Source organism: Pseudomonas sp. H3_C08 (genome assembly GCF_054669455.1).
Genome location: NZ_CP162803.1, coordinates 4774015 through 4799175, shown reverse-complemented (window position 1 = coordinate 4799175; position 25161 = coordinate 4774015). Strand labels below are relative to the sequence as shown.

General features: G+C 60.8%; 19 protein-coding genes and 1 pseudogene. 17 read left to right on the top strand and 3 right to left on the bottom strand.

The features are described from left to right. Positions 1 to 63 precede the first annotated feature (63 nt). The 13 genes and pseudogenes from AB4N74_RS21910 to madM all read left to right on the top strand — a co-directional run bounded on the left by AB4N74_RS21910 (position 64) and on the right by madM (position 16909). Complete coding sequence (locus AB4N74_RS21910; protein ID WP_460066326.1) at positions 64 to 2112, top strand: methyl-accepting chemotaxis protein; 2049 nt, start codon at positions 64 to 66, stop codon at positions 2110 to 2112. Between the two features lie 11 nt (positions 2113 to 2123). Further along, positions 2124 to 8021 carry a hybrid sensor histidine kinase/response regulator gene (locus AB4N74_RS21905; RefSeq protein ID WP_460097218.1) on the top strand — a complete coding sequence of 1966 codons (5898 nt, stop codon included), beginning with the start codon at positions 2124 to 2126 and terminating at the stop codon, positions 8019 to 8021. Then, positions 8014 to 8484: a chemotaxis protein CheW gene (locus AB4N74_RS21900; protein ID WP_460097216.1), complete on the top strand. Its 471-nt coding sequence runs from the start codon at positions 8014 to 8016 to the stop codon at positions 8482 to 8484. The genes AB4N74_RS21905 and AB4N74_RS21900 overlap by 8 nt, the downstream gene beginning before the upstream one ends. A 535-nt stretch (positions 8485 to 9019) precedes the next feature. Beyond that, the gene (locus AB4N74_RS21895) at positions 9020 to 9385 is read left to right on the top strand and encodes a DUF6124 family protein (protein WP_093429845.1); all 366 of its coding nucleotides are present in this window, start codon (positions 9020 to 9022) and stop codon (positions 9383 to 9385) included. A 296-nt stretch (positions 9386 to 9681) separates the two neighbouring features. After that, positions 9682 to 11352: a malonate decarboxylase subunit alpha gene (gene mdcA, locus AB4N74_RS21890; protein WP_098966058.1), complete on the top strand. Its 1671-nt coding sequence runs from the start codon at positions 9682 to 9684 to the stop codon at positions 11350 to 11352. Then, entirely contained in the window at positions 11352 to 12224 is an 873-nt protein-coding gene (locus AB4N74_RS21885; protein ID WP_320336201.1) for a triphosphoribosyl-dephospho-CoA synthase, read from the top strand. The genes mdcA and AB4N74_RS21885 overlap by 1 nt, the downstream gene beginning before the upstream one ends. Next, a complete protein-coding gene (locus tag AB4N74_RS21880) occupies positions 12224 to 12523 on the top strand; it encodes a malonate decarboxylase subunit delta (protein WP_007913697.1) in 300 nt (99 codons plus the stop codon). Before AB4N74_RS21885 ends, AB4N74_RS21880 begins: the two co-directional genes overlap by 1 nt. After that, positions 12516 to 13367, top strand: a complete 852-nt coding sequence (locus AB4N74_RS21875; protein WP_320336202.1) for a biotin-independent malonate decarboxylase subunit beta — start codon at positions 12516 to 12518, stop codon at positions 13365 to 13367. The genes AB4N74_RS21880 and AB4N74_RS21875 overlap by 8 nt, the downstream gene beginning before the upstream one ends. Further along, positions 13364 to 14149 (top strand): biotin-independent malonate decarboxylase subunit gamma, encoded by a 786-nt coding sequence (mdcE, locus tag AB4N74_RS21870; RefSeq protein ID WP_099757410.1) that lies wholly within the window; start codon positions 13364 to 13366, stop codon positions 14147 to 14149. Before AB4N74_RS21875 ends, mdcE begins: the two co-directional genes overlap by 4 nt. Next, positions 14143 to 14763: a malonate decarboxylase holo-ACP synthase gene (locus AB4N74_RS21865; protein WP_016984758.1), complete on the top strand. Its 621-nt coding sequence runs from the start codon at positions 14143 to 14145 to the stop codon at positions 14761 to 14763. Before mdcE ends, AB4N74_RS21865 begins: the two co-directional genes overlap by 7 nt. Continuing rightward, positions 14760 to 15680 (top strand): malonate decarboxylase subunit epsilon, encoded by a 921-nt coding sequence (gene mdcH, locus AB4N74_RS21860; RefSeq protein WP_099757408.1) that lies wholly within the window; start codon positions 14760 to 14762, stop codon positions 15678 to 15680. Before AB4N74_RS21865 ends, mdcH begins: the two co-directional genes overlap by 4 nt. A gap of 65 nt (positions 15681 to 15745) precedes the next feature. Beyond that, positions 15746 to 16135, top strand: a pseudogene (gene madL, locus AB4N74_RS21855) (malonate transporter subunit MadL); the annotation flags it as partial. Positions 16136 to 16144: 9 nt separating this feature from the next. Continuing rightward, on the top strand, positions 16145 to 16909 hold the full coding sequence (gene madM, locus AB4N74_RS21850) for a malonate transporter subunit MadM (protein WP_016984761.1): 765 nt from the start codon (positions 16145 to 16147) through the stop codon (positions 16907 to 16909). A 227-nt stretch (positions 16910 to 17136) separates the two neighbouring features. Here madM and AB4N74_RS21845 read toward each other — a convergent pair whose 3' ends face one another. Next, positions 17137 to 18057 (bottom strand): LysR family transcriptional regulator, encoded by a 921-nt coding sequence (locus AB4N74_RS21845; protein WP_460097211.1) that lies wholly within the window; start codon positions 18055 to 18057, stop codon positions 17137 to 17139. A gap of 142 nt (positions 18058 to 18199) precedes the next feature. Here AB4N74_RS21845 and trhA point away from each other — a divergent pair, with 142 nt between their 5' ends. Next, positions 18200 to 18817: a PAQR family membrane homeostasis protein TrhA gene (gene trhA, locus AB4N74_RS21840; protein WP_007964065.1), complete on the top strand. Its 618-nt coding sequence runs from the start codon at positions 18200 to 18202 to the stop codon at positions 18815 to 18817. A 175-nt stretch (positions 18818 to 18992) separates the two neighbouring features. Here the strand turns inward: trhA and AB4N74_RS21835 are convergent, their stop codons facing one another. Together AB4N74_RS21835 and AB4N74_RS21830 are read right to left on the bottom strand one after the other, a co-directional pair. Then, positions 18993 to 19712, bottom strand: a complete 720-nt coding sequence (locus tag AB4N74_RS21835) for a 16S rRNA (uracil(1498)-N(3))-methyltransferase (protein WP_099757406.1) — start codon at positions 19710 to 19712, stop codon at positions 18993 to 18995. 145 nt (positions 19713 to 19857) lie between these two features. Further along, a complete protein-coding gene (locus tag AB4N74_RS21830; RefSeq protein ID WP_460097209.1) occupies positions 19858 to 21264 on the bottom strand; it encodes an adenosylmethionine--8-amino-7-oxononanoate transaminase in 1407 nt (468 codons plus the stop codon). A gap of 223 nt (positions 21265 to 21487) precedes the next feature. Between AB4N74_RS21830 and AB4N74_RS21825 the strand changes: the two genes are divergently transcribed. The 3 genes from AB4N74_RS21825 (at position 21488) to AB4N74_RS21815 (ending at position 25030) form a co-directional block, all read left to right on the top strand. Next, entirely contained in the window at positions 21488 to 23257 is a 1770-nt protein-coding gene (locus AB4N74_RS21825; protein ID WP_460097207.1) for a flavin monoamine oxidase family protein, read from the top strand. A gap of 611 nt (positions 23258 to 23868) precedes the next feature. Next, a complete protein-coding gene (locus AB4N74_RS21820) occupies positions 23869 to 24420 on the top strand; it encodes a cytochrome b (protein ID WP_077574882.1) in 552 nt (183 codons plus the stop codon). Between the two features lie 31 nt (positions 24421 to 24451). Then, positions 24452 to 25030 carry a YceI family protein gene (locus tag AB4N74_RS21815; protein WP_038358767.1) on the top strand — a complete coding sequence of 193 codons (579 nt, stop codon included), beginning with the start codon at positions 24452 to 24454 and terminating at the stop codon, positions 25028 to 25030. Positions 25031 to 25161 lie beyond the last annotated feature (131 nt).

Genomic DNA, 25161 nt, shown 5'->3' with positions numbered 1-25161 from the left:
AGCAAGCTCGCTCCCACAGGGATTGCAGCAGGCCTCAAAGGTGTGGGTTAAGGGCGAGGACCGATGACAAAAGCAAAAACAGGCAAGCCGGCGGAAGGCTCGCGCAGTCGCTCGCAGATCATCGTGCTGTTCATCGCACTGATCGTGTTCATCATGCTGCTGTTCGCCAACTTCGCGTACCTCAACACCCAAGCGAACTACGACAAACAGTACATCGGCCACGCCGGTGAGCTGCGCGTGCTCTCGCAACGCATCGCCAAGAACGCCACCGAAGCCGCCGCCGGCAAGGCTGCCGCGTTCAAATTGCTCAGCGACGCGCGCAACGATTTCGCCCAGCGCTGGGGTTACCTGAAGAAGGGCGACCCGGCCACCGGCCTGCCGCCAGCCCCGGCCACCGTGCGCCCGGAAATGCGCGCCGTGCAGCTCGACTGGGAGCGCCTTCTGAAAAACACCGACGCGATTCTTTCCAGCGAACAGACCGTGCTGTCGCTGCATCAGGTCGCCGCAACGCTGGCCGAAACCGTGCCGCAGTTGCAGATCGAATACGAAAAAGTCGTCGAAATCCTCCTCCAGCGTGGCGCCCCAGCCACGCAAGTGGCGATGGCCCAGCGCCAATCGCTGCTCGCCGAACGTATCCTCGGCGCGGTCAACACCGTGCTTGCCGGCGACGAAAACTCCCAGCAAGCCGCCGATGCCTTTGGCCGCGACGCCACGCGTTTCGGCCAAGTGCTCAATGGCATGTTGCAAGGCAACCCGGCGCTGAAAATCAGCCAGGTCGAAGATCGCGACGCCCGTGCGCGTTTGAGCGAAATCTCTGAGCTGTTCCAGTTTGTCTCCGGCTCCGTCGATGAAATCCTCGAAACCTCGCCGGAGCTGTTCAAGGTTCGTGAATCGGCGAGCAATATCTTCAGCCTCTCGCAAACCCTGCTCGACGAAGCCTCGCACTTGGCCACTCGCTTCGAGAACCTTGCCGGTGGGCGCAACACTGACACCATCGGCGGCTACGTCCTCGGTTTGCTGGCGCTGGCCTCGATCATCCTCATCGGCATGGTCATGGTCCGCGAAACCAATCGCCAGTTGCGTGAAACCGCCGAGAAGAACGAGCGCAACCAGAACGCGATCATGCGCCTGCTCGACGAAATCGAAGACCTCGCCGACGGCGACCTCACCGTGACCGCTTCGGTGACCGAAGACTTCACCGGCACCATCGCCGACTCGATCAACTATTCCGTCGACCAATTGCGCGATCTGGTCGCGACGATCAACCTCACCGCCGGCCAGGTTGCCGCCGCCGTGCAGGAAACCCAGGCCACCGCCATGCACCTGGCCCAGGCCTCGGAGCATCAGGCTCAGCAGATTTCCGAAGCCTCGACGGCGATCAGCGACATGGCCGAATCCATCGACCAGGTTTCGGCCAACGCCGCTGAGTCTTCAGCGGTAGCCGAGCGGTCCGTGGAGATCGCCAACAAGGGCAACGAGGTGGTGCACAACACCATCCACGGCATGGACAATATTCGCGAACAGATTCAGGACACCGCCAAACGCATCAAGCGTCTGGGCGAGTCGTCGCAGGAAATCGGCGACATCGTCAGCCTGATCGACGACATTGCCGACCAGACCAACATCCTCGCCCTCAATGCGGCGATTCAGGCGTCGATGGCTGGTGATGCCGGGCGCGGGTTTGCCGTGGTCGCCGATGAAGTGCAGCGGCTGGCCGAACGCTCGTCCGCCGCCACACGGCAGATCGAAACCCTGGTGCGGGCGATTCAGACCGACACCAACGAAGCGGTCATCTCGATGGAGCAAACCACCACCGAAGTGGTGCGCGGCGCGCGACTGGCGCAGGATGCCGGTGTGGCCCTGGAAGAAATCGAAGGCGTGTCGAAGACCCTCGCGGCGCTGATTCAAAGCATCTCCAACGCAGCGCAGCAGCAGACGACTTCGGCCGGGCAGATCTCGCTGACGATGAACGTGATCCAGCAGATCACCTCGCAGACCTCGTCCGGCTCCACGGCCACCGCCGAGAGCATCGGCAACCTGACGAAAATGGCCAGTCAGCTACGGCGTTCGGTGTCCGGCTTCACCTTGCCGGCGGCGACAGATAAAGCGTGAGTGGAGTGGTTATGGGTGATCGGCACGACTACGTGGCCCTCGAATGGGTCAAAGGTGAAATTGCCGAAACGCTGAAACAGGCGCATCAGGCGATAGAAGCCGTGCTCGATGATCCGCAGGCCTTTCCCGGACTGGAGGAGTGCCTGGATTACATCCATCAGGTCCACGGCAGTCTGCAGATGGTCGAGTTCTACGGCGCAGCCTTGCTCGCCGAAGAAATGGAACATCTGGTCGAAGCCTTGCAGCACGAGCGCGTCAGCCATCGCGACGAAGCCCTGCACCTGTTGCTGCAAGCCCTTGGGCAATTGCCGATTTACCTCGACCGCGTGCAGAGCGCCCGGAGAGATTTGCCGTTGGTGGTGCTGCCGCTGATCAACGATCTGCGCAGCGCCCGTGGCGAAAGCCTGTTGTCTGAAACCAGCCTGTTCAGCCCGCAATTGCCCGAACTGGCACCGCTAAACGCAGAAGCGTTGGCACTGCTGGAGCCGGCAGAACTGCCGAACGTGCTGCGCAAATTGCGCCAGATGCTGCAAATGGCTTTGGTCGGTTTGCTGCGCGAGCAGGATGACCAGACCCACCTCGGTTATCTGGCCAAAGTATTCACTCGCCTCGAAGCGCTGAGCGGTGATTCGCCGCTGAGTCCGCTGTGGCAAGTCACCTCGGCGCTGGTCGAGGGCATGCGCGCAGGCGTCATCGCCAACAGCCCGGCGCTGCGCAGCCTGTTCAAGGATGCCGACAAAGAGCTCAAGCGTCTGCTCGAGCAAGGTATGTCCGGCCTCAATCAGCCGCCTCCGGCTGAGCTGCTGAAAAGCCTGTTGTTCTATATTGCCAAAGCCGAACATCCCACCGGGCAGATGCTGACCATGAAAGATCGCTACTCCCTGGACGACGCTTTGCCCGACAGCGCGATGGTCGACGAAGAACGCGCGCGCCTGGCCGGCCCCGATCGCGATGCGATGCGCTCGGTGCTGGCGGCGTTGTGTGAAGAACTGGTGCGGGTCAAGGAGCGCCTCGACCTGTTCGTGCGCAGCGACCGCCAGCACACCTCGGATCTGGAAAACCTGCTCGCACCCCTGCGGCAGATCGCCGACACCCTCGCGGTGCTCGGTTTCGGCCAGCCGCGCAAAGTGATCATTGATCAATTGGCCGTGGTGCTCAGCCTCGCTCAGGGCCAGCGCGAACCGAACGACGCGATCCTGATGGACGTTGCCGGCGCGCTGCTCTACGTCGAAGCGACGCTGGCCGGAATGGTCGGCACCGTCGAGCCGGAAAGCCCGGAAGATACGCGCCTGCCAACCACCGACCTGACGCAGATCCATCAGATCGTCATCAAGGAAGCGCGCATCTGCCTGCAACAAGCCAAGGACATGATCGTCGACTACATCGACGCCGATTGGGATCGCCAGCACCTGCAACCGTTGCCGGCGCTGCTGACTCAGGTGCGCGGGGCACTGGCGATGATTCCGTTGAACCGCGCGGCAAGTCTGGTCGAGGCGTGCAACGGGTTTATCCGCGAACATCTGTTGCTTGATCCGCACGAGCCGGGTTGGGAAGAGCTGGATCACCTGGCCGATGTCATCAGCAGCCTCGAGTATTACCTCGAACGTCTGAGCGACGACCCGCAGGCGCCGAGCGAGCAGTTGCTGGATGTCGCGCAGAAGTCCCTTGCGAGTCTGGGGTTCTTTCCAAATGAGCCGCATGTGCCCGTGCTCGACGACGTGCTCAGCCCCAGCGAAGCGCTGGTGATGCAGGACATGCAAGCGCTTGATGACCCGGAAACCGTGCAGTCGCTGGCCGATGTTCTGGCCAGCCCGGTTTCAGCGCTCAACCCGCCAGCGCTGATCACCCCCGGCAGCCTGATGCCGCCGCCGGCCGATGAAGAACCGGTCGACGATGAGCTGCGCGAAGTGTTCCTCGAAGAGACCGACGAGGTCCTCGAAGTCCTCCACGAATACCTGCCGCGCTGGATTGCCAATCCGCAGGACCGCGATGCGCTGACCGAACTGCGTCGCGCCTTCCACACGCTCAAGGGCAGCGGGCGCATGGTCCGCGCGCTGATTCTCGGTGAGCTGGCGTGGTCGGTGGAAAACCTGCTCAACCGCGTGCTCGAACAAAGTGTCGAACCGGGCTCGGTGGTGCAGCAAGTGCTGACCGACACCGTGCTGTTGCTGCCCGAGTTGATCAGCGAATTCGCCACTAGTAACCAGCGCCAGCGCGGCGATGTCGATCAGCTCGCGGCCCGTGCTCACGCCTTGGCCAAAGGTGACGAGCCATTGGCCGCCGAAGACGTGGACGATGTCGCGGCGCTCGATCCGCTGCTGCTGGAAATCTTCCGTAAAGAAGCCGAAACCCACCTCGCCAGCCTCAATCGCTTTCTCGATCAAGCCGCCGAGCATGTGCCGCTACAGGCCAGCGATGAATTGCAGCGCGCCCTGCACACGCTCAAGGGCAGTGCTTCGATGGCCGGTGTGCTGCCGATTGCCGAACTCGCTGCGCCGCTCGATCAACTGGCCCGCGAGTTCAAGGCGCATCAGTTGCCGCTGGACCTCGACGAAGTGGAGTTGCTGCTGGAAGCCGAGGGCCTATTCCGCGTCGGCCTGCGTCAACTCAAGCATGATCCGCTGGCGCCGATTGTGGGTGCACAGTCGCTGATCAAACGCTCGGAAACCCTGCTTGCCGAGCGCCTGGAATCGATCCTCGATGCGCCGCACACCGGCCTGCGGATCAAGCGTGATCCGCAACTGATCAACAACTTCCTCGCTCAGGGCATGGACATCCTGCTCGACGCCGAAAGCCTGTTGCAGCGCTGGCAACAACACCCCGGCGAGCGTCAGGAACTCAGCGCCTTGCTGGATGAACTGACCACCCTTGGCGAAGGCGCGCATTTGGCGGATCTGCTGCCGGTGGACGTGTTGTGCGAAGCCTTGCTCGACCTGTATGGCGCGGTTGAAGAAAGCAGCCTGGCGGTCAGCGAACAGTTTTTCCGCGAAGCGCAGAACGCCCACGAAGCGCTGATCAACATGCTCGACGAACTGGCCGCCGGGCAGGAAGTCACGCCACAACCGGCGCGGATCCGGGCGTTGCATGATCTGCTCGATCAGAGCCTCGACCCATCGTCCATGGGCCTGATTCGCAGCGATGGCAGCCGCACCCTGAGCGTCCGTGAACTGGGCAGCGCCACCGCCGAGTTGCAGCAAAAGGCAACGGCGCTTGAACCCGATGACGAGATCGTCGAGATTTTCCTTGAAGAAGCGGTCGACATTCTCGATAGCTCGGGCCAAGCCTTGCAGCGCTGGTTGAGCGACCCGGACAACGCTGCACCGCTGTCCTCGCTGCAACGCGATCTGCACACCCTCAAGGGCGGCGCGCGGATGGCTGAAGTCGAGGCCATTGGCGATCTGGCCCAAGAGCTGGAAAGCTTTTACGAAGGCTTGGTGGATCGTCGCTACCACTACAGCGAAAGCCTGGGGCGCTTGCTGCTCAAGAGTCATGAGCGTTTGGCATTGTTGCTTGATCAACTGCAAAGCCATCAGCCGCTGATCCCGGCGCAGGATCTGATCGACACGATCCGTCAGGTACGTCAGGGCCACAGCGTCGCCGAAGCGCCGCCAGCAACAACCGAGCACGACAGCGCTGGCCACGATCCCGAACTGCTGGAAATCTTCCTCGAAGAAGGTTTCGACATCATCGAAAACTCCGGCGCCGCGCTGCTGCGCTGGCAAGCCGAGCCGGGCAATCGCCAGGAAGTGGAAACCCTGCTGCGCGATCTGCACACCCTCAAGGGTGGCGCGCGGATGGTCGAGATCGGGCCGATCGGCGACCTCGCCCATGAGCTGGAATACCTTTACGAAAGTCTTTCCAGCGGCGCTTTGCAGCCATCGGCGGAGCTGTTTGCGCTGGTGCAGCGTGGTCATGATCGCTTGGCGCAAATGCTTGATGGCGTGCGCGCCGGGCAGCCGTGTCCACCGGCCGATCGGCTGATCAACGCGATCCAGAACTTCAGCCATCCGGTGACGATAGAAACGCCGCCAGTGCTACCCGTTCCGGTCAAGACTGACGCGGCGCCGCCGGCTGCTGACGCTGGCGCGGACATGGTCAAAGTCTCCGCCGAACTGCTCGATGAGCTGGTCAATCTGGCCGGGGAAACCTCGATCTTCCGTGGCCGTATCGAACAGCAGGTCAACGACGCGCAGATCGCCCTGAACGAGATGGAAACCACCATCGAACGCATGCGCGATCAGTTGCGCCGTCTCGACACTGAAACCCAGGGGCGGATACTCAGCCGTCAGCAGGTCGATGCCGAACGCCTCGGCTACGAAGAATTCGATCCGCTGGAAATGGACCGCCATTCGCAGTTGCAGCAACTGTCTCGCGCGCTGTTCGAATCGGCCTCCGACTTGCTCGACCTCAAGGAAACCCTCGACCGGCGTAATCACGACGCGGAGAACCTGTTGCAGCAACAGGGCCGCATCAACACCGAATTGCAGGAAGGCCTGATGCGCACGCGCATGGTGCCGTTCGAGCGCATGTTGCCGCGTTTGAAACGCATCGTCCGCCAGGTCGCTGAAGAGCTGAACAAAGACGTCGCGTTTGTCGTCGGCAACGCCGAAGGCGAGATGGATCGCAACGTACTCGAACGCATGGCTGCGCCGCTGGAGCACATGCTGCGCAACGCCGTCGATCATGGTCTGGAGTCCGCCGAGGTGCGGCTGGCGGCAGGCAAACCGGCGCAGGGCACGGTAAGCCTGGACCTGTCCCGCGAGGGCGGCGACATCGTTTTCGACATTCGCGACGACGGTGCCGGCGTGCCGCTGGAAGCGGTGCGGCGCAAGGCGATCAAGCGCGGCATGCTCGCGCCGGAGGCCGAAATCAGCGACCGCGACGTGTTGCAGTTCATCCTCCAGCCGGGGTTTTCCACGGCGGAAAAGATCACGCAGATTTCCGGACGCGGCGTCGGCATGGACGTGGTGCACGAAGAGGTGCGGCAGCTCGGCGGCAGCATGAGCATCGACTCGGTGCCGGGGCAGGGCGTGCATTTCCGTATTCGTTTGCCATTCACCGTGTCGGTCAACCGCGCGTTGATGGTGCAGTGTGGCGAGGATCAATATGCGATTCCGCTGAACACCATCGAAGGCATCGTCCGTGTTCTGCCGAATGATCTGGAAGGGCACTTCCGCCAGGATCCACCGCGCTACCACTACGGCGGCCAGACCTATGAACTGTGCTACCTCGGCGAACTGCTGAAAACCGCACCACGGCCGAAACTGCTCGGCCAGAACCTGCCGTTACCGGTGCTGCTGGTGCACTACAACGACCGGCGCATCGCGGTGCTGGTCGATACCATGGCCGGCACCCGCGAGATTGTGGTGAAGAGTCTTGGCGCGCAGTTTGCGGCGGTGCAGGGCGTGTCTGGCGCGACGATTCTTGGCGATGGTCGAGTGGTGCTGATTCTCGATCTGCTTGCTCCGATCCGCGCGATGCAAGCACGGGTTGTGCAGCCGCCAACGCTGCCGGAGATCGACAGCGAACCGCACAAACCACTGCTGGTTATGGTGGTCGACGACTCGGTCACCGTGCGCAAGGTCACCAGCCGCTTGCTCGAACGCCACGGCATGAACGTGCTGACCGCCAAGGACGGTGTCGACGCCATGCTGCTGCTCGAAGAACACATGCCCGACCTGATGCTGCTCGACATCGAAATGCCGCGCATGGACGGCTTCGAAGTCGCCACCCAGGTACGCAACGACGAACGCCTGCAACACTTGCCGATCATCATGATCACCTCACGCACCGGGCAGAAACACCGCGACCGTGCCATGGCCATTGGCGTCAACGACTACCTCGGCAAGCCGTATCAAGAGTCGGTGCTGCTTGAAAGCATTGCCCAGTGGAGCAAGAAACATGCATGAGCGCCGGCATAATCAGCGCAGCAGTCAGCTGACCGGGTTGCTGCTGCCATTGGCGGATCGCAATTTGATCCTGCCTAACGTCGCTGTCGCAGAGCTGATCGATTACCAGGCCAGCGCCTTCGATCTGGACACGCCGCCGTGGTATCTCGGCAAGGTTACGTGGCGTGAGCGGCAGATTCCGTTGCTGAGTTTTGAATCGGCGTGCGGGCAGAAAATCGTCATTGGCGAGCGCGCGCGGATCGTGATTTTGAATGCGCTGGGCGGGTTGCCGGAGTTGAAGTTCATTGCGCTGCTGGTGCAGGGGATTCCGCGCTCTTACAAGCTCGACAGTCAGTTGAGCTATGTCGATGTGCCGTTGTGTGAATTGGAGCAGGCGGCGGTGCAGGTCGGGGAGCAAGTGGCGAAGGTGCCGGATTTGTTGGGGTTGGAGAAGTTGTTGGTGGATGCGGGTCTCGTCCACTGATCCTGAGTTTGCGGTGATCTTGCTGGCCTCTTCGCGAGCAAGCTCGCTCCCACAGTGGGCTTATGTCGTCCACAAAATCTGCATTCACTGAAGATCCCCTGTGGGAGCGAGCTTGCTCGCGAAAGCGTCGTTCGCCACACCTTAAATCCGACAGACAAATCCTCAATCTTTGTGCGCAATAAACACCCTTTAGCACAGCTGTTTAAAGACACTCTGTGTTACGGCTCCCTGGCCTACAAATCCTTGCGCCGCTGCCTACGCATGCACCAGAATCCGCCGGCTTGTGCGCCTTGGGCATGCTGCGTAACTTGATTCCGTCACTGATTTCCAGTGATCGGGTTTAGTAGCCCGTCATATTTGGGGCGTATAGCTCATCAGACAGTCAGGTACTGCATACCTGCACTTTATGGTGGTTGTGCGCAGGGCGCCTTCGGGCGCGCCGGTTTCCCAGATCCCCGGTCTACTAACCTGCGCACAGCTGCCTCCACTTCTTTTAGTAGAGAAGCGGTGGCTAGCCCGAATGAGGATCTGGTAAATGTTCAAAGTAACGCCAAACCCGCCGGTCACCGACCCGGCATCCCCCTACGAATCCCCCGATTCGAAGAAATTCCACGAAGCCGCCGAGCGCGCCCTCGATCATTACCTTGGCCCGACCAACGCCGACCTGATGGCCACGCCCTACACCCCGAACACGCTGTACATGGCCAACCCCAATGCCGACACCGAATCCCTGCTGGCCGACGCCAGCGAAACCCTCGGGTCGGCCACGGTGATGCTCAACAACCATGCGGCAATGGTGGAAGGTACGCACCGCAAGACTGTGCAAGGTATTGCGCAGGTGGTGATGGTGGCGGAGATGGCCGTCAATCGTTTGTTGGATAGGTTGGTGCCGACGGAATGATTTAAAAGCCGACCCTCACCCCAGCCCTCTCCCGGAGGGAGAGGGGGCCGACCGTGGGATGCTCACAAGTTACGCCGACCTGAAAGTACCGCTGTGAATCCATAATCGACTCGGTGAGGCAGGTCGATGTAAGGCGCCATACACCTCGGTCAGTCCCCTCTCCCCCCGGGAGAGGGCTAGGGTGAGGGCGCTCTTGACCATTACGCTCAGCGTAACGATTCACCACCGCGCTTGATTGATGCCCCCACCCCACACGCCTACCTTAGCTCCACGACAGCGAACCCCGTGGAGTGAGCATGACAACAACAATTTCCCCCGACTCGCGCTGGACGCGGCGGCGCGATGAGAAGCAGCGCCGGCTCGACAAGGTGCGCGGGCTGGCCGACGGTGTGGTGTTGCCCACCGACAAGATCGTCGCCGCGCTCGAAGCGCTGATCCACCCCGGTGACCGTGTGGTGCTGGAGGGTAACAACCAGAAGCAGGCGGATTTCCTTTCGCGCTCGCTGGCCAAAGCCGACCCGGAAAAGCTCCACGACCTGCACATGATCATGCCCAGCGTCGGCCGCTCCGAGCACCTCGACCTGTTCGAACGCGGCATCGCCCGCAAGCTTGATTTCTCCTTCGCCGGCACCCAGAGCCTGCGCATCAGCCAGTTGCTGGAAGACGGCCTGCTGGAAATCGGCGCGATCCACACCTACATCGAACTCTACGCCCGGCTGGTGGTGGACCTGATCCCCAACGTCGTGCTCTCGGCCGGGTTCATGGCCGACCGCGCCGGCAACATCTACACCGGCCCGAGCACCGAAGACACTCCGGCACTGATCGAACCGGCCGCCTTCAGCGACGGCATCGTCATCGTCCAGGTCAACCAATTGGTCGACGACGTCAGCGAACTGCCGCGCGTGGACATCCCCGCCTCATGGGTCGACTTCGTGGTGGTGGCCGACAAGCCGTTCTACATCGAACCGCTGTTCACCCGCGACCCACGCCATATCAAGCCTGTGCACGTGCTGATGGCGATGATGGCGATCCGTGGCATCTACGAAAAACACAACGTGCAGTCGCTCAACCACGGCATCGGTTTCAACACCGCCGCCATCGAGCTGATCCTGCCGACCTACGGTGAATCCCTCGGCCTCAAAGGCAAGATCTGTCGCAACTGGACGCTCAACCCGCACCCAACTTTGATCCCGGCAATCGAGAGCGGTTGGGTCGAAAGCGTGCATTGCTTCGGCACCGAACTGGGCATGGAAAACTACATCGCCGCGCGCCCCGACGTGTTCTTCACCGGCCGCGACGGCTCGCTGCGTTCCAACCGGATGTTCTGCCAACTGGCCGGGCAATACGCGGTGGACCTGTTTATCGGCGCGACGCTGCAAGTCGATGGCGATGGCCATTCCTCGACCGTCACCCGTGGCCGTCTCGCCGGGTTCGGCGGTGCGCCGAACATGGGCCACGACCCGCGCGGCCGCCGTCACGGCACCCCGGCGTGGCTCGATATGCGCCACGACGATGCGCAGCAACCGATGCTCGAACGCGGCAAGAAACTCGTGGTGCAAATGGTCGAGACGTTCCAGGAGGGCGGTAAGCCGACCTTCGTCGAAACCCTCGACGCGGTGGAAGTGGCGAAGAAAAGCGGCATGCCGCTGGCACCGATCATGATCTACGGCGATGACGTCACCCACCTGCTCACCGAAGAAGGCATCGCCTACCTGTACAAGGCACGCTCGCTGGAAGAGCGCCAGGCGATGATCGCAGCGGTCGCCGGCGTCACCGCGATCGGCCTGCGCCACAACCCGAAAGACACCGAACGCATGCGCCGCGAAGGCCTGATCGCCTTGCCCGAAGACCTCGGCATCCGCCGCACCGACGCCACCCGCGAATTGCTCGCGGCGAAAAGCGTGGCCGATCTGGTCGAGTGGTCCGGCGGCCTGTACAACCCGCCCGCGAAATTCAGGAGCTGGTAATGCACGCATTTAACCTGCAAGCGAAACCGCTGTCCCTGGCTGATCGATTGGCTGATCTGGCGGTGGACGCGCTGATCGACGAAGCCGATCTGTCGCCGAAACCGGCGCTGGTCGACCGTCGCGGCAATGGCGCGCACACCGATCTGCACCTGGGCCTGATGCACGCTTCGGCGCTGTCGTTGTGGCCGGCGTTCAAGGAAATGGCGGAAGCGGCGGTTGCAATCGGTGAAGTCGATTCAACGTTACGCGAAGCGATTGGCCGGATCGGTCGTGAAGGCGAGCAAGCGATGCTCACGACCACCAACGGCGTGAACACGCATCGCGGCGCCATTTGGGCGCTGGGACTATTGGTGACCGCCGCTGCGCTGGAACCGCAATCCTCCAGCGCCAATGCCGTGACCCTGCGCGCCGCACGTCTCGCCCTGCTGGATGACCGCTACGCACCAAAACCTTTGAGCCACGGCGCCCAAGTCGCCCTGCGTTACGGCGCACGCGGCGCTCGTGAAGAAGCGCAACTCGGCTTCCCCTCGGTGTTGCAACGTGGCCTGCCGCAACTCAAACGCAGCCGCGCCAATGGCCACGGCGAACAGAACGCCCGGCTCGACGCCTTGCTCGCAATCATGACTGACCTCGCCGACACCTGCGTGCTCTACCGCGCCGGCGAAGAGGGTCTGCACGCCATGCAGTCCGGCGCGCAAGCGGTGCTCGACGCCGGTGGCAGCGCCAGCCTCAGCGGTCGCCGTCGCCTGCACGATCTCGATCAACAACTCATCGCATTGAATGCCTCGCCCGGTGGCGCCGCCGACTTGCTCGCCGCCACACTGCTGCTCGATCGCATCGAGCGCGACGGCATCCTTCAGGGAGCGTTTTGATGGAAACCCTATCGTTTGAATTCCCCGCCGGGCAGCCGCCACGCGGCCGTGCGCTGGTCGGTTGTGTCGGCTCGGGTGATCTGGAAGTGCTGATCGAACCGGGTCTGGCCGGCAAACTGACAATCAATGTGCAGACCTCGGTCAACGGCGCGCAGTTGCGTTGGCAGCACCTGTTTGCGCGGATGTTCGACGGCACCACGCCGCCGGCGATGGCCATCGATATCCACGATTTCGGCGCGACGCCGGGGGTGGTGCGCTTGCGTCTGGAACAAGGTTTCGAGGAGATCGGCCATGACTGACAGCGCAGCGCTTTTGAACAAACATAGCTTCGTCGAACTCGGCGCGCGGCAACGGGCGAAAGCCTTGCTCGATGCCGGCAGTTTTCGCGAATTGCTCGACCCGTTTCAACGGCTGATGTCGCCGTGGCTTGAACGTCAGGGCGTGGTGCCGCAGGCCGATGACGGCGTGGTGATCGCCAAGGGCAGCCTCGACGGTTTGCCAGTGGTCATTGCCGCAATTGAAGGCGCGTTTCAGGGCGGCAGCCTTGGCGAAGTCGGCGGGGCGAAGATTGCCGGCGCGCTGGAACTGGCGGCTGAAGACAACCGCAAAGGCATTCCGACCCGCGCGGTGTTGCTGCTGGAAACCGGTGGCGTGCGCTTGCAGGAAGCCAATCTCGGGCTGGCGGCGATTGCCGATATTCATGCGGCGATTGTCGATTTGCAGCAGTACCAACCAGTGGTTGGCGTGGTCGCCGGTAGCGTTGGTTGTTTTGGTGGTATGTCGATTGCGGCGGCGCTGTGCAGCTATTTGCTGGTGACTCAGGAAGCACGCCTCGGTTTGAACGGCCCGCAAGTGATCGAGCAAGAAGCCGGGATCGAAGAATACGACTCCCGCGACCGGCCGTTCATTTGGAGCCTGACCGGTGGCGAGCAGCGTTTCGACACTGGTTTGGTGGATCGTTATGTCGCCGATGATGTGGCGAAGATTCGTCAGCAGGTTGGCGAATTGCTGCAGCAAGGTTTGCCAAAGCAACCACGCAGCCAACGCGCCGAATGGTTTCTGCAACGCCTGAGCAGTCTGAACACTGACCCGCAAATCGAACCGTCGGTGGTTCGCGATCTGTATCAAGGAGAGCGCTCATGAGCGGTTATTCACTGCGCGGTTTGAACTGGTTCGACGCCTTGAGCGCCGGGGCGAAAGCCGTTGAGGGTTTGCCGCCATCGCTGCGGGTTGCCGATGGTGAACTTGGGCGTTTTATCGCCGTGGTCGCTGACCCGGACAATCGCTTTCCGCGTGCTCGCAATGGCGAAGTCGGCTTGCTTGAAGGCTGGGGTCTGGCCAAGGCTGTGGATGACGCGATCACTGCTGATCGTGACAAAGCGCAGAAACGCCCGATCATCGCCATCGTCGATGTGCCGAGCCAGGCTTATGGTCGGCGCGAAGAAGCACTCGGCATTCATCAGGCGCTGGCCGGTGCGGCGGACAGTTATGCCCGTGCGCGGTTGGCCGGGCATCCGGTGATTGCATTACTGGTCGGTAAGGCAATGTCCGGGGCGTTTCTCGCTCATGGTTATCAGGCCAACCGTTTGATTGCGCTGCGCGATCCGGGCGTGATGGTGCATGCGATGGGCAAGGCGTCGGCGGCGCGGGTGACGTTGCGCAGTGTTGAAGAGCTCGAAGCGCTGGCCGCCAGTGTGCCGCCGATGGCTTATGACATCGACAGCTATGCCAGCCTCGGATTGCTCTGGGAAACCTTGTCGGTGCAGCAGATTGAGCAGCCGACGGCGGAGGATCTATCGAGAGTTAACGAGTGCCTGAAGCAAGCCATCGGCGATGTCGTCAGCACTGATCTGAGCAATCGCCTCGGCGCGAAGAATCGTGCGGCCTCCAGCAAGGTTCGCGAACTGCTGAGGGCGCAGTGGTGAGCACGCCTCTGGCCCACGATCTGCTCTGGGGCATGACCCCGGCGCAGTTGCCGGCGGATGCGCCGCTGTGGGCCGTCGAGTCATTAGCCGCCGGGCAACCGGTGGTAGTGCGACGGGCGTTGAGTGCTGAGGGTTTTGTCGCGGTCGGCGTGCGCGGTGTGTTGCGCGAGCAGCGCTGGGCGGCATTTATGGCCGTCGATTCGATTGCCTGTCGGGTCAGTCCAGAGGCGCTGTGTCACGTCGACAGTGAGCGCAATCTGCCAGTCATGCACGCGCTCCAACAGCTGCGGCCGATGCTCGACGATTGCGGTTGGGTCTGGGGTGTCAGCGGCAGTGTCGGGTTTGAATTGGCCAGCGGTTTTACCGCGATGCACGCGGCCAGTGATCTCGATTTGATTCTGCGTACACCGCAACTGATCACGCGTAATCAGGCACGCAAACTTGTCGCGGTTTTTGATCAGGCTGTGTGCCGGGTGGATATGCAATTGCAGACGCCGTTTGGTGCTGTGGCTTTGCGTGAATGGGCTAGCGGTTCGGCGCGGGTGCTGCTGAAAAATGCTCATCAGGCTTGCCTGGTGATTGATCCGTGGAATCCGCAGGAGCAGGCAGCGTGAGCAGTCTGCTGGTGTTCCCCGGCCAGGGCGCGCAGCAGGCGGGCATGTTTCAGCGCTTGCCTCGGGAAACCTTGGTCGAAGCCAGTGATGTACTTGGCGAAGATGTTTTGCTGCTCGATTCTGCTCAAGCATTGCGCACGACGAGGGCGGTTCAGCTGTGCCTGCTGATCGCCGGCGTCGCGGCTTCACGACAGTTATTGCAGGACGGACTCACGGCGGATTACGTCGCCGGCTTGTCCATCGGCGCTTACCCGGCAGCGGTGGTCGCTGGAGCGTTGAGCTTCAGCGATGCGCTGCATCTGGTCAGCCTGCGCGGTGAGTTGATGCAGCAGGCTTATCCACAGGGCTACGGCATGACCGCGATCATCGGCCTGCAATTATCCACAGTCGAAACACTGCTCGCACAGGTGCACAGCGAAGATTCGCCGGTGCACCTGGCCAACATCAATGCCGATAACCAGGTGGTGATCGCCGGTAGTGACGAGGCCATGCAAGTGGTGGCTGAACTGGCGCGCAGTCGTGGCGCTGGTCTGGCGAAACGCCTGGCGGTGAGTGTGCCGTCGCACTGTCCGCTGCTGGAGGCACCTGCACAAACCCTCGCCGAGGCCTTCGCCAAAGTTGAACTGAAAACTCCGAAAATCGCTTACCTGAGCGGCAGCCGCGCGCGTCCTGTGACCAAAATCGAAGCGCTGCGCGACGACCTCGCCTTCAACATGTGTCGCGTAGTGGATTGGCGCGGCACCGTACAAAGCGCCTACGAGCGCGGCGTGCGTTTACAGATCGAACTGCCGCCCGGTGCGGTGCTGACCGGGCTGGCGCGCCGGGTGTTCGAACAGGGCACGGTCACTGCCTTCGACAGTGCGCGTCTCGACACCTTGCAGGCGCTGTTGCGTGAGGAGGGTGGCCACCAACTCTAAAACCGCCGACTCAAGCTTCGAACAACAAAAACAACATTCGACGATGCACTTTGAGGACTACAACAATGATTATTTACGGTGTGGCGTTTCTCGCCTTTTGTACGTTGGTGGGTATCTGGGTCGGTGAACTGCTCGGCAAGCTGATCGGCGTGCCGGCCAACGTCGGCGGCGTCGGCATTGCGATGCTGCTGTTGATTGGCCTCGGCAGTTATCTGAACAAAAGCGGCTGGCTCAAGGGCAAGACCGAGCAGGGTGTCGAGTTCTGGAGCGCTATCTACATTCCGATCGTAGTGGCGATGGCAGCGCAGCAGAACGTGTACGGCGCGCTCAAGGGCGGGCCAATGGCGATTCTCGCCGGGACGCTTGCCGTGGTGATCGCTTTTGCCCTGGTGCCCGTGCTGACGCGCATGGGCAACAAGGAGCAGACCCCGATCGCTCCAGCCAAGACTGCGGGGGTAATCGCCATGTACGAATCGATGATGAAAGTGATCACCGGCTACGGTTTGATCAGCGGTTTCCTGATTGTCGGCCTGACCATGTGGGTGTCCTACTGGATGTCCAACACCTTCACCAAGGGCCGTTTGCACGGCTCGGCCATCGCCATTTTGCTGGGGCTGGTGCTGTCGTATGTCGGCGGCGCGCTGACCGGTGGGCAGAAGGGCGTAGTGGATATTCCGTTGCTGTCGGGCATCGGTTTGCTCGGTGGTGCGATGCTGCGCGATTTTGCGATTGTGGCCACGGCGTTTGGCGTGAGTGTCGATGAGCTGAAACGGGCAGGGTTCGTCGGGGTGCTGGCGCTGTTTGTCGGCGTAGGCACGTCGTTCGTGGCGGGTGTTGGTGTGGCGATGGCGTTCGGTTATACCGATGCCGTTAGCCTGACCACTATTGGTGCCGGCGCGGTGACCTACATCGTCGGCCCGGTGACCGGCGCGGCGATTGGCGCCAGTTCCGAGGTCATGGCGCTGTCGATTGCAGCGGGGTTGATCAAGGCGATTCTGGTGATGGTGATGACGCCGTTCGTGGCTCCGATGATTGGCCTGAACAATCCACGCAGCGCGGTGATTTTCGGCGGGCTGATGGGCACGTCCAGTGGTGTGGCCGGCGGGTTGGCGGCGACGGATCCGAAGCTGGTGCCTTACGGCTGTCTGACGGCGGCGTTTTATACCGCGCTTGGGTGTTTGCTTGGGCCTTCGCTGTTGTTTTTGGCGATGCGCGGGTTGGTGGGATAACAGCTAAGAGCTGCCCTCACCCTAGCCCTCCCGAAACGTCGGACCGCCCGTAGGGAGAGGGGACTGACCGAGCTGAATGTTGGAAGTACGCCGACCTGAAATTTCCGAGTCGAACTCAGGTTTTGAAAGGCCCCCGGTCTGCTCCCTTCCCCCCTCTACCCCTTGGGGGCGGTCCGACGTTTCGGGAGGGCTGGGGTGAGGGGGTTGCTCTTGATCTTGATTTTGCTCTAAATCCCAGCCTGTCGATTGGCATGCATCCGACACTCCGCCAGCAACGCCAGCAAATTCGGATCCCTCTCCTTGGCCTTCAAAAACACCACGCCAATGTGCTGCTGCAACCGGTACTTCTCCTGCAGCGGAATCAACTTCACCCGATTCTCATACACCGCCGCAATCCGCCCCGGCAGCAATGCATAACCCACTCCCGAACTGACCATGCTCAACAGCGTGAAGATGTCATTCACCTGCATCGCCACTTTCGGCTCGAACCCCGCCTGCTTGAATACCCGGTTACCGTCCTGATGCGTGGCAAAACCCTGGGTCAAGGTGATAAAAGTTTCATCCCGGACTTCCGCCAGATCCACTTCACTGCGCTGGGCAAACTTTGAATCCGCCGGTGTGGCGAGGAAGATGTCGTCAGAAAACAGCGCGATCTGCTCGCAATCCGGGTCGTTGATGCTGTCATCCAGCGACACCAGAATCGCGTCGACTTCCATGTTCTTCAGCTTGTAGAGCAGGTCGATGTTCGAGCCGAGGATCAGGTCGATATTGAGTTCGCTGCGGCGGATTTTCAGGCCCATGATCAGTTGCGGTACGGTTTTCACGGTCAGCGAATACAGCGAGCCGAGTTTGAAGCGTTCGGCGGAGAACCCGGCGGCTTCGCGGGTCAGGCGCACGCTTTCGACGACGTCGTTGATCAGCTTCTGCGCCCGTTCTTCCAGCACGTAAGCGCTTTCCAGCGGCGTCAGGTTACGGCCTTCGTGCTTGAACAACGGGCAGCGCAGGGCGCTTTCCAGCGAATGAATGGCGCGGTGCACGCTGACGTTGCTGGTCTGCAACTCGGCAGCGGCGCGGGCGAGGTTGCCGGTACGCATGAAAGCGAGGAACACCTCGAGTTTTTTCAGGGTCAATTCTTCGTCGATCAGCATGGCGCGGACTCTTTTTGGTATCGGCCGATTGTGCCCAATTACCACGACGCGCGCAGGCTGATGTTGAACAGAAACATTGCGCTTTTACGCTCAAGGCCCGAGCCTTGCGCGCTGCGGTAACGAATATTGAGGTGAGCGATACATGTATCACGGAGAAAAACTCAACGCCTGGACGCATTTGGTCGGGGCAGTGGCAGCGTTTATCGGCGGCGTCTGGATGCTGGTGATCGCCAGCCTCGACGGCAGCCCGTGGAAGATTGTCAGTGTGGCGATCTACGCGTTTACCTTACTGGTGCTCTACAGCGCCTCGACCGTGTACCACAGCGTGCGCGGGCGCAAGAAAGCGATCATGAAGAAGGTCGATCATTTTTCGATCTATTTGCTGATTGCCGGTAGCTACACGCCATTCTGTCTGGTCACCCTGCGTGGGCCGTGGGGCTGGACGTTGTTCGGAATTGTCTGGGGGCTGGCGCTGATCGGCATTCTGCAAGAGATCAAACCGCGTTCGGAGGCGCGGATTCTGTCGATCGTGATTTATGCGGTGATGGGCTGGATTGTGTTGGTGGCGGTGAAGCCTTTGATTGCGGCGCTGGGTACGGCCGGGTTTGCCTGGCTGGCGTCGGGCGGGGTTTTGTATACGGTGGGGATTATCTTTTTTGCCTTGGATCACCGACTGCGGCATGCGCATGGGATCTGGCATTTGTTCGTGATTGCCGGGAGTTTGCTGCACTTTGTCGCGATTCTGTTTTATGTCCTGTAAATGCAATCCCTGTGGGAGTGAACTTGCTCGCGAAGGCGTCAGGTCAACCAACATTTTTGCTGAATGACACACCGCATTCGCGAGCAAGCTCGCTCCCACACTGTATCTAGGGTGTTCACAAAATCTGTGCTCACTGGAGATCTACTGTGGGAGCGAGCTTGCTCGCGAAGAGGCCTTAGAAGTCACCCCAAAGCTGCTGGGCCACCGCCAGTGCAACCACCGGCGCCGTCTCGGTACGCAATACGCGCGGTCCAAGGCGGGCGGCGTGGAAGCCGTTGCTCTTGGCCTGCTCGACCTCGGCATCCGTCAAACCACCTTCCGGCCCGATCAGGAACGCCAGCGTCGCCGGTTTGGCATGACTCACCAACGGCTCCGCCACCGGGTGCAGCACCAGTTTCAACTCGGCTTCGGTCTGCTTGATCCAGTCCGCCAGCAACACCGGCGGATGAATCACCGGCACCCGCGAGCGTCCACATTGTTCGCACGCGCTGATCGCCACCTGACGCCAGTGCAGCAGGCGTTTGTCGGCACGTTCATCTTTCAGGCGGACTTCACAGCGATCACTGAAGATCGGGGTGATTTCATTCACGCCCAGTTCGGTGGCTTTCTGAATTGCCCAATCCATGCGCTCGCCTCGGGACAGGCCCTGGCCGAGGTGAATGTGCAGCGGCGATTCGACCTGGCCGGCGAATTGCTCATCGATCTGTACGGTCACGCGCTTCTTGCCGACTTCCAGCAGGGCGCCGCGAAATTCATGGCCGGAACCGTCGAACAGCTGCACCGCATCGCCCTCGGCCATGCGCAGTACGCGGCTGATGTAATGCGCCTGGGCTTCCGGCAATTCGTGTTCGCCGGTGCTCAGGGGGGCGTCGATAAAGAAGCGGGACAGTCTCATTTCGGGTCTCTGGAAAGATGTGAATCAGGTGGATCGGTGTCGACTTCATTCGCGAGCAAGCTCGCTCCCACATTTGGAATGCATTCCCCTGTGGGAGCGAGCTTGCTCGCGAAAGCGGCAGTTCAGGCGCCACAAATTTTTTGAATCAGCCTGGATCGCGGAACCCCGGGTGGAAGTCTTTTGGCACGGCGACGCTGACGCTGTCACGCGTAGCTATATCGATGCCTTCGCTGGCCACTTCGGCGAGGAAGTCGATCTGCTCCGGGGTGATCACGTACGGCGGCAGGAAATACACCACGCTACCGAGCGGGCGCAGCAACGCGCCACGTTCCAGTGCATGCTGGAACACTTTCAAACCGCGACGTTCCTGCCAAGGGTAGGCCTCTTTCGTGGCTTTATCCTTGACCATCTCGATGGCCAGGACCATGCCGGTCTGGCGTACTTCGGAGACGTTCGGGTGATCGACCAGATGCGCCGTCGCCGACGCCATGCGCTGAGCCAGCGCTTTGTTGTTCGCGATGACGTTGTCCTGCTCGAAGATATCCAGCGTCGCCAGTGCCGCCGCGCACGCCAGCGGGTTGCCGGTGTAGCTGTGCGAATGGAGGAAGGCGCGCAGGGTTGGATAGTCGTCGTAGAACGCGCTGTAGACCTCATCGGTGGTCAGGCACGCCGCCAGCGGCAGATAGCCGCCGGTCAGCGCCTTCGACAAGCAGAGAAAGTCCGGGCGAATACCGGCCTGCTCGCAGGCAAACATCGTCCCGGTGCGACCGAAACCAACGGCAATCTCGTCGAGAATCAGGTGCACGCCGTAACGGTCGCAGGCCTCGCGAAGCAATTTCAGATACACCGGGTGATACATGCGCATGCCGCCGGCACCCTGAATCAACGGCTCGACGATCACTGCCGCGACGCTGTCATGATTTTCTGCCAAGGTCTGTTCCATGGCGGCGAACATATTGCGCGAATGGTCTTCCCAGCTCATGCCTTCGGGGCGTCCGTAGCAATCCGGGCTCGGCACCTTGATGGTGTCCATCAACAGCGCTTTGTAGGTTTCGGTGAACAGCGGCACGTCACCGACCGCCATCGCTGCCATGGTTTCACCGTGGTAGCTGTTGGTCAGGGTGACGAAGCGCTTCTTGTTCGGTTGGCCGCGATTGAGCCAGTAATGAAAGCTCATCTTCAGCGCGACTTCGATGCAGGACGAACCGTTATCGGCATAGAACACCCGGTTCAGGCCTTCCGGGGTCATCTTCACCAGACGCTCGGACAGCTCGATCACCGGTTGATGGCTGAAACCGGCCAGAATCACGTGTTCCAGCTGATCGACCTGATCCTTGATGCGCTGGTTGATGCGCGGGTTGGCGTGGCCGAACACGTTGACCCACCACGAGCTGACGGCGTCGAGGTAGCGCTTGCCTTCGAAGTCTTCGAGCCAGACGCCTTCGCCGCGCTTGATCGGGATCAGCGGCAGCTGTTCGTGGTCTTTCATCTGGGTACAGGGATGCCACAACACCGCGAGGTCGCGTTGCATCCACTGGTTATTCAGGCCCATTTACAGTCTCCTCGAGGCGGCTCGCGTCAGGCGCGGGCAAACAATCGCGCAAGCCTATGCAATGCATCGCGCGGGGACAACCCATTGTGTCGATTGAGCTACTTTGTATGAGCCGATAGACGTCGCTGGCGGCGTTTTGATGGCTAACGTATTCTTCGCGGTTCTTTGGGTCGTCTGACCCGCAAAACTGCTTTTTCCTATGTGTATTTCCGGAGTTCGCTGAATGTCTGTCGGTTGGCTGCGCGCCTGTGCGCTGGTGATGTTGGGGCTGTTCAGCGTTACAGCGCTGGCCAAGGATAAAACTGCAATCGTGATCGGCGGCGGCCTGTCGGGCCTGACCGCCGCTTATGAGCTGCAAAACAAAGGCTGGCAGGTCACCCTGCTGGAAGCCAAACCGAGCCTGGGTGGTCGCTCGGGTATGGCCACCAGCGAGTGGATCGGCAACGACAAGACCCAGCCAGTGCTGAACAAGTACGTTTCGACGTTCAAGCTGGGCACCACGCCGGCGCCGGAATTCGTGCGGACCCCGGGCTACCTGATCGACGGCGAGTATTTCTCTGCCGCCGATCTGGCGACCAAGCAGCCGGCCACCGCCGATGCCTTGAAGCGCTACCAGAAAACCCTCGATGATCTGGCGCGTTCCATCGACGATCCGCAGAACCCGGCGGCAACCAGCACCCTGCACGCACTGGACCAGATCACCGTATCGAGCTGGCTCGACAAGCAGAACCTGCCGGCCACCGCACGTCAGTTGATCAACCAGGACATCCGCACCCACTACGACGAGCCTTCGCGTCTGTCGCTGCTGTATTTCGCTCAGCAGAACCGCGTGTATCGCGGCATCTCCGACCGTGACCTGCGCGCTTCGCGTCTGGTCGGCGGCAGCCAAGTGCTGGCGCAGGCGTTCGTCAAACAGATCAAGACCATCAAGACCAACTCGCCGGTGTCGGCGATCAATCAGGACAAGGACGGCGTGACCGTCAAGGTCGGCAGTGTTGGCTACCAGGCTGATTACGTCGTACTGGCCGTGCCATTGCGCGCACTGAACAAGATTGCCCTGACGCCGGCACTGGATGCCCAGCATCTGGCCGCGATCAAAGGCACCAACTACGGCTGGCGCGACCAGATCATGCTGAAGTTCAAGACGCCGGTGTGGGAAAGCAAGGCGCGCATGTCCGGCGAGATCTACAGCAACACCGGTCTCGGCATGCTTTGGATCGAACCTGCCCTGAAGGGCGGCGCCAACGTGGTGATCAACCTGTCCGGCGACAACGCTCGTGTGATGCAGGCGTTTGGCGACAAGCAAATGGTCGATCAGGTGCTAATTCGTCTGCACGCGTTTTATCCACAGGCTCGTGGCTCGTTCACCGGTTATGAAATCCGTCGCTACAGCACCGACCCGTCGATGGGCGGCGCCTACCTGGCTTACGGCCCGGGGCAGATCAGCAAGTTCTGGCGTCTGTGGGAACGTCCACTGCAACGCGTGACGTTCGCCGGCGAACACACCGACACCTTGTACCCGGGCACGCTGGAAGGCGCACTGCGCACCGGTCAGCGGGCGGCGAGTCAGGTTGAAGATCTGGCGGCAGGCAAATCGTTCGAGCCAGCCAAAGTAGTGCCGGCTGCAGCAGCGGCAGGCGCGGCGGGTGCCGTGGCGGCGAAGAAGGGCAACTTCTTCACTAATCTGTTCGGCGGTTCGGATGACGAGAAGAAGCCAGAGTCTGTGAAGGCGCCAGAACCGGCTCCTGCTCCGGTTGCTCCAGCGCCTGCGCCGACTCCAGCACCTGCGCCAGCTCCGGTGGAAGCACCGAAGCCAGCGACCCCGGTGAAAGCTGAACCGGCGAAGAAAGCGGCGGCCAAGCCAGCGGTGAAGAAGCCAGCGGCTAAAACCGAGGCGAAAAAGCCTGCGGCCAAACCGGCAGCGAAAAAGGCTGAACCGGCGAAGAAGCCAGCGGCCAAGCCGGCAGCCACTACTGAGACCAAGGCGCAGTAAGCCTTTGCTTCAATAAAAAACGCGGCCTTCGGGTCGCGTTTTTTTTCCTGCATTTTTGTCCTTCGCCATCCGGTCACGGAGCTTACTTGTGTACCGGAGCCTTCCCACAAAATACTCAGAGTGAGGTGATAGCGGGTGCCCCGGCGCCAATTCTATGCTGGGAAAAATAGGAGGCACTTGATGAAAACGTTCACGCTCATGCTTTTGCTGATTGCACTTCCAGGTTGCTCCAACGGGCGTTTCTTACCTGGCGGTTATAGTTCAGAACTCGCGCATAAATGCCAGATAGATCCCTACAGCGCCGATTGCCTGCAACCACCGGCGGTACTTCATAACTAATCAGCCATGAATAAAGAACCGGTTACTTGAATAACTCTGTCCCGTTCGGCAGTTTCCCTTGGCCACCTTTGCTTGCGCTTGTGCAGGCGCCCGAGGGTTCAGCAACGATCATTTGTCCAGACGTCCCACGCCAAAATCGCCTTTAATCTTTCCTTAACACGCCACTTTCAGACTCTTGATCGTATTTCTCGATATTTCAAAGCAAAATTTTCCGCTTTAATTCGATAGATAACTCGCTAGTCTTGGTTCGCAGTTCTCACAGGATTTGGGCAATGCAGCTACGTAACTCTTCTTCGCGCTATGGTTGGGTCAGCATCTTCATGCACTGGGGCGTGGCGCTGGTGGTCTTCGGGCTGTTCGCGCTGGGCCTGTGGATGGTCGGGCTGGATTACTACAGCAGCTGGCGCAAAGAGGCGCCGGATCTGCACAAAAGCATCGGTCTGGTGCTGTTGGGTGTGATGGTGTTGCGGGTGCTGTGGCGCTTTATCAGCCCACCGCCGCCGACGCTGCAAAGCTACAGCCGGATGACCCGTATCGGCGCCAAGTTCGGCCATGGGTTTCTGTATCTGGCGCTGTTCGCTGTGATGCTTGCCGGTTACCTGATTTCCACCGCAGACGGTGTCGGGATTCCGGTGTTTGGCCTGTTTGAAGTTCCTGCACTGGTTTCCGGGCTACCGGATCAGGCAGATACCGCTGGGGTGATTCATCTCTGGCTCGCGTGGGCACTGGTAATTTTTTCCGGCCTCCATGCGTTGGCAGCATTGAAGCACCACTTTATCGATCGTGATGCGACCCTGACGCGAATGCTCGGTCGCAAAGCCTGAAATTCAACCTCGACTCAAAGGAAAAGAAAGCATGTTGAAAAAGACTCTGGCCGCTCTGGCAATCGGTTCTGCACTGCTCTCGGCTGGTCAGGCCATGGCTGCGGACTACAAAATCGACAAGGAAGGTCAGCACGCCTTCGTTGACTGGAAAATCAGCCACCTGGGCTACAGCTTCATTCACGGTACTTTCAAGGATTTCGACGGTACATTCTCGTGGGATTCGGCCAAGCCTGAAGCCAGCAAGATCTCGGTTGATGTGAAAACCGCCAGCCTGTGGTCGAACCACGCTGAACGTGACAAGCACATCGCCAGCAAAGACTTCCTCGACGTTGGCAAGTTTGCTGATGCCAAGTTCGTCTCCACCGCCGTTAAATCGACCGGTGAAAAGACTGCTGATGTGACTGGCGACCTGACCCTGCACGGTGTGACCAAGCCTGTGACCTTCAAGGCTACGTTCAACGGCGAAGGCAAGGATCCATGGGGCGGCGAACGCGCTGGCTTCAACGCCAAGACCACCCTCAACCTGAACGATTTCGGGATCAAGGGCCCAGGTCCTACCTCGCAAACTGCGGATCTGGATATCTCGCTGGAAGGCGTGAAAGTTAAATAACTTTCCTCCCGCCACACAAAAACGCCCCCGGTCGAAAGATCGGGGGCGTTTTTTATTGCCTACGACACACACACACATCCCCTGTGGGAGCGAGCCTGCTCGCGAAGGCGGCGGGTCAGTCAGCAATGATG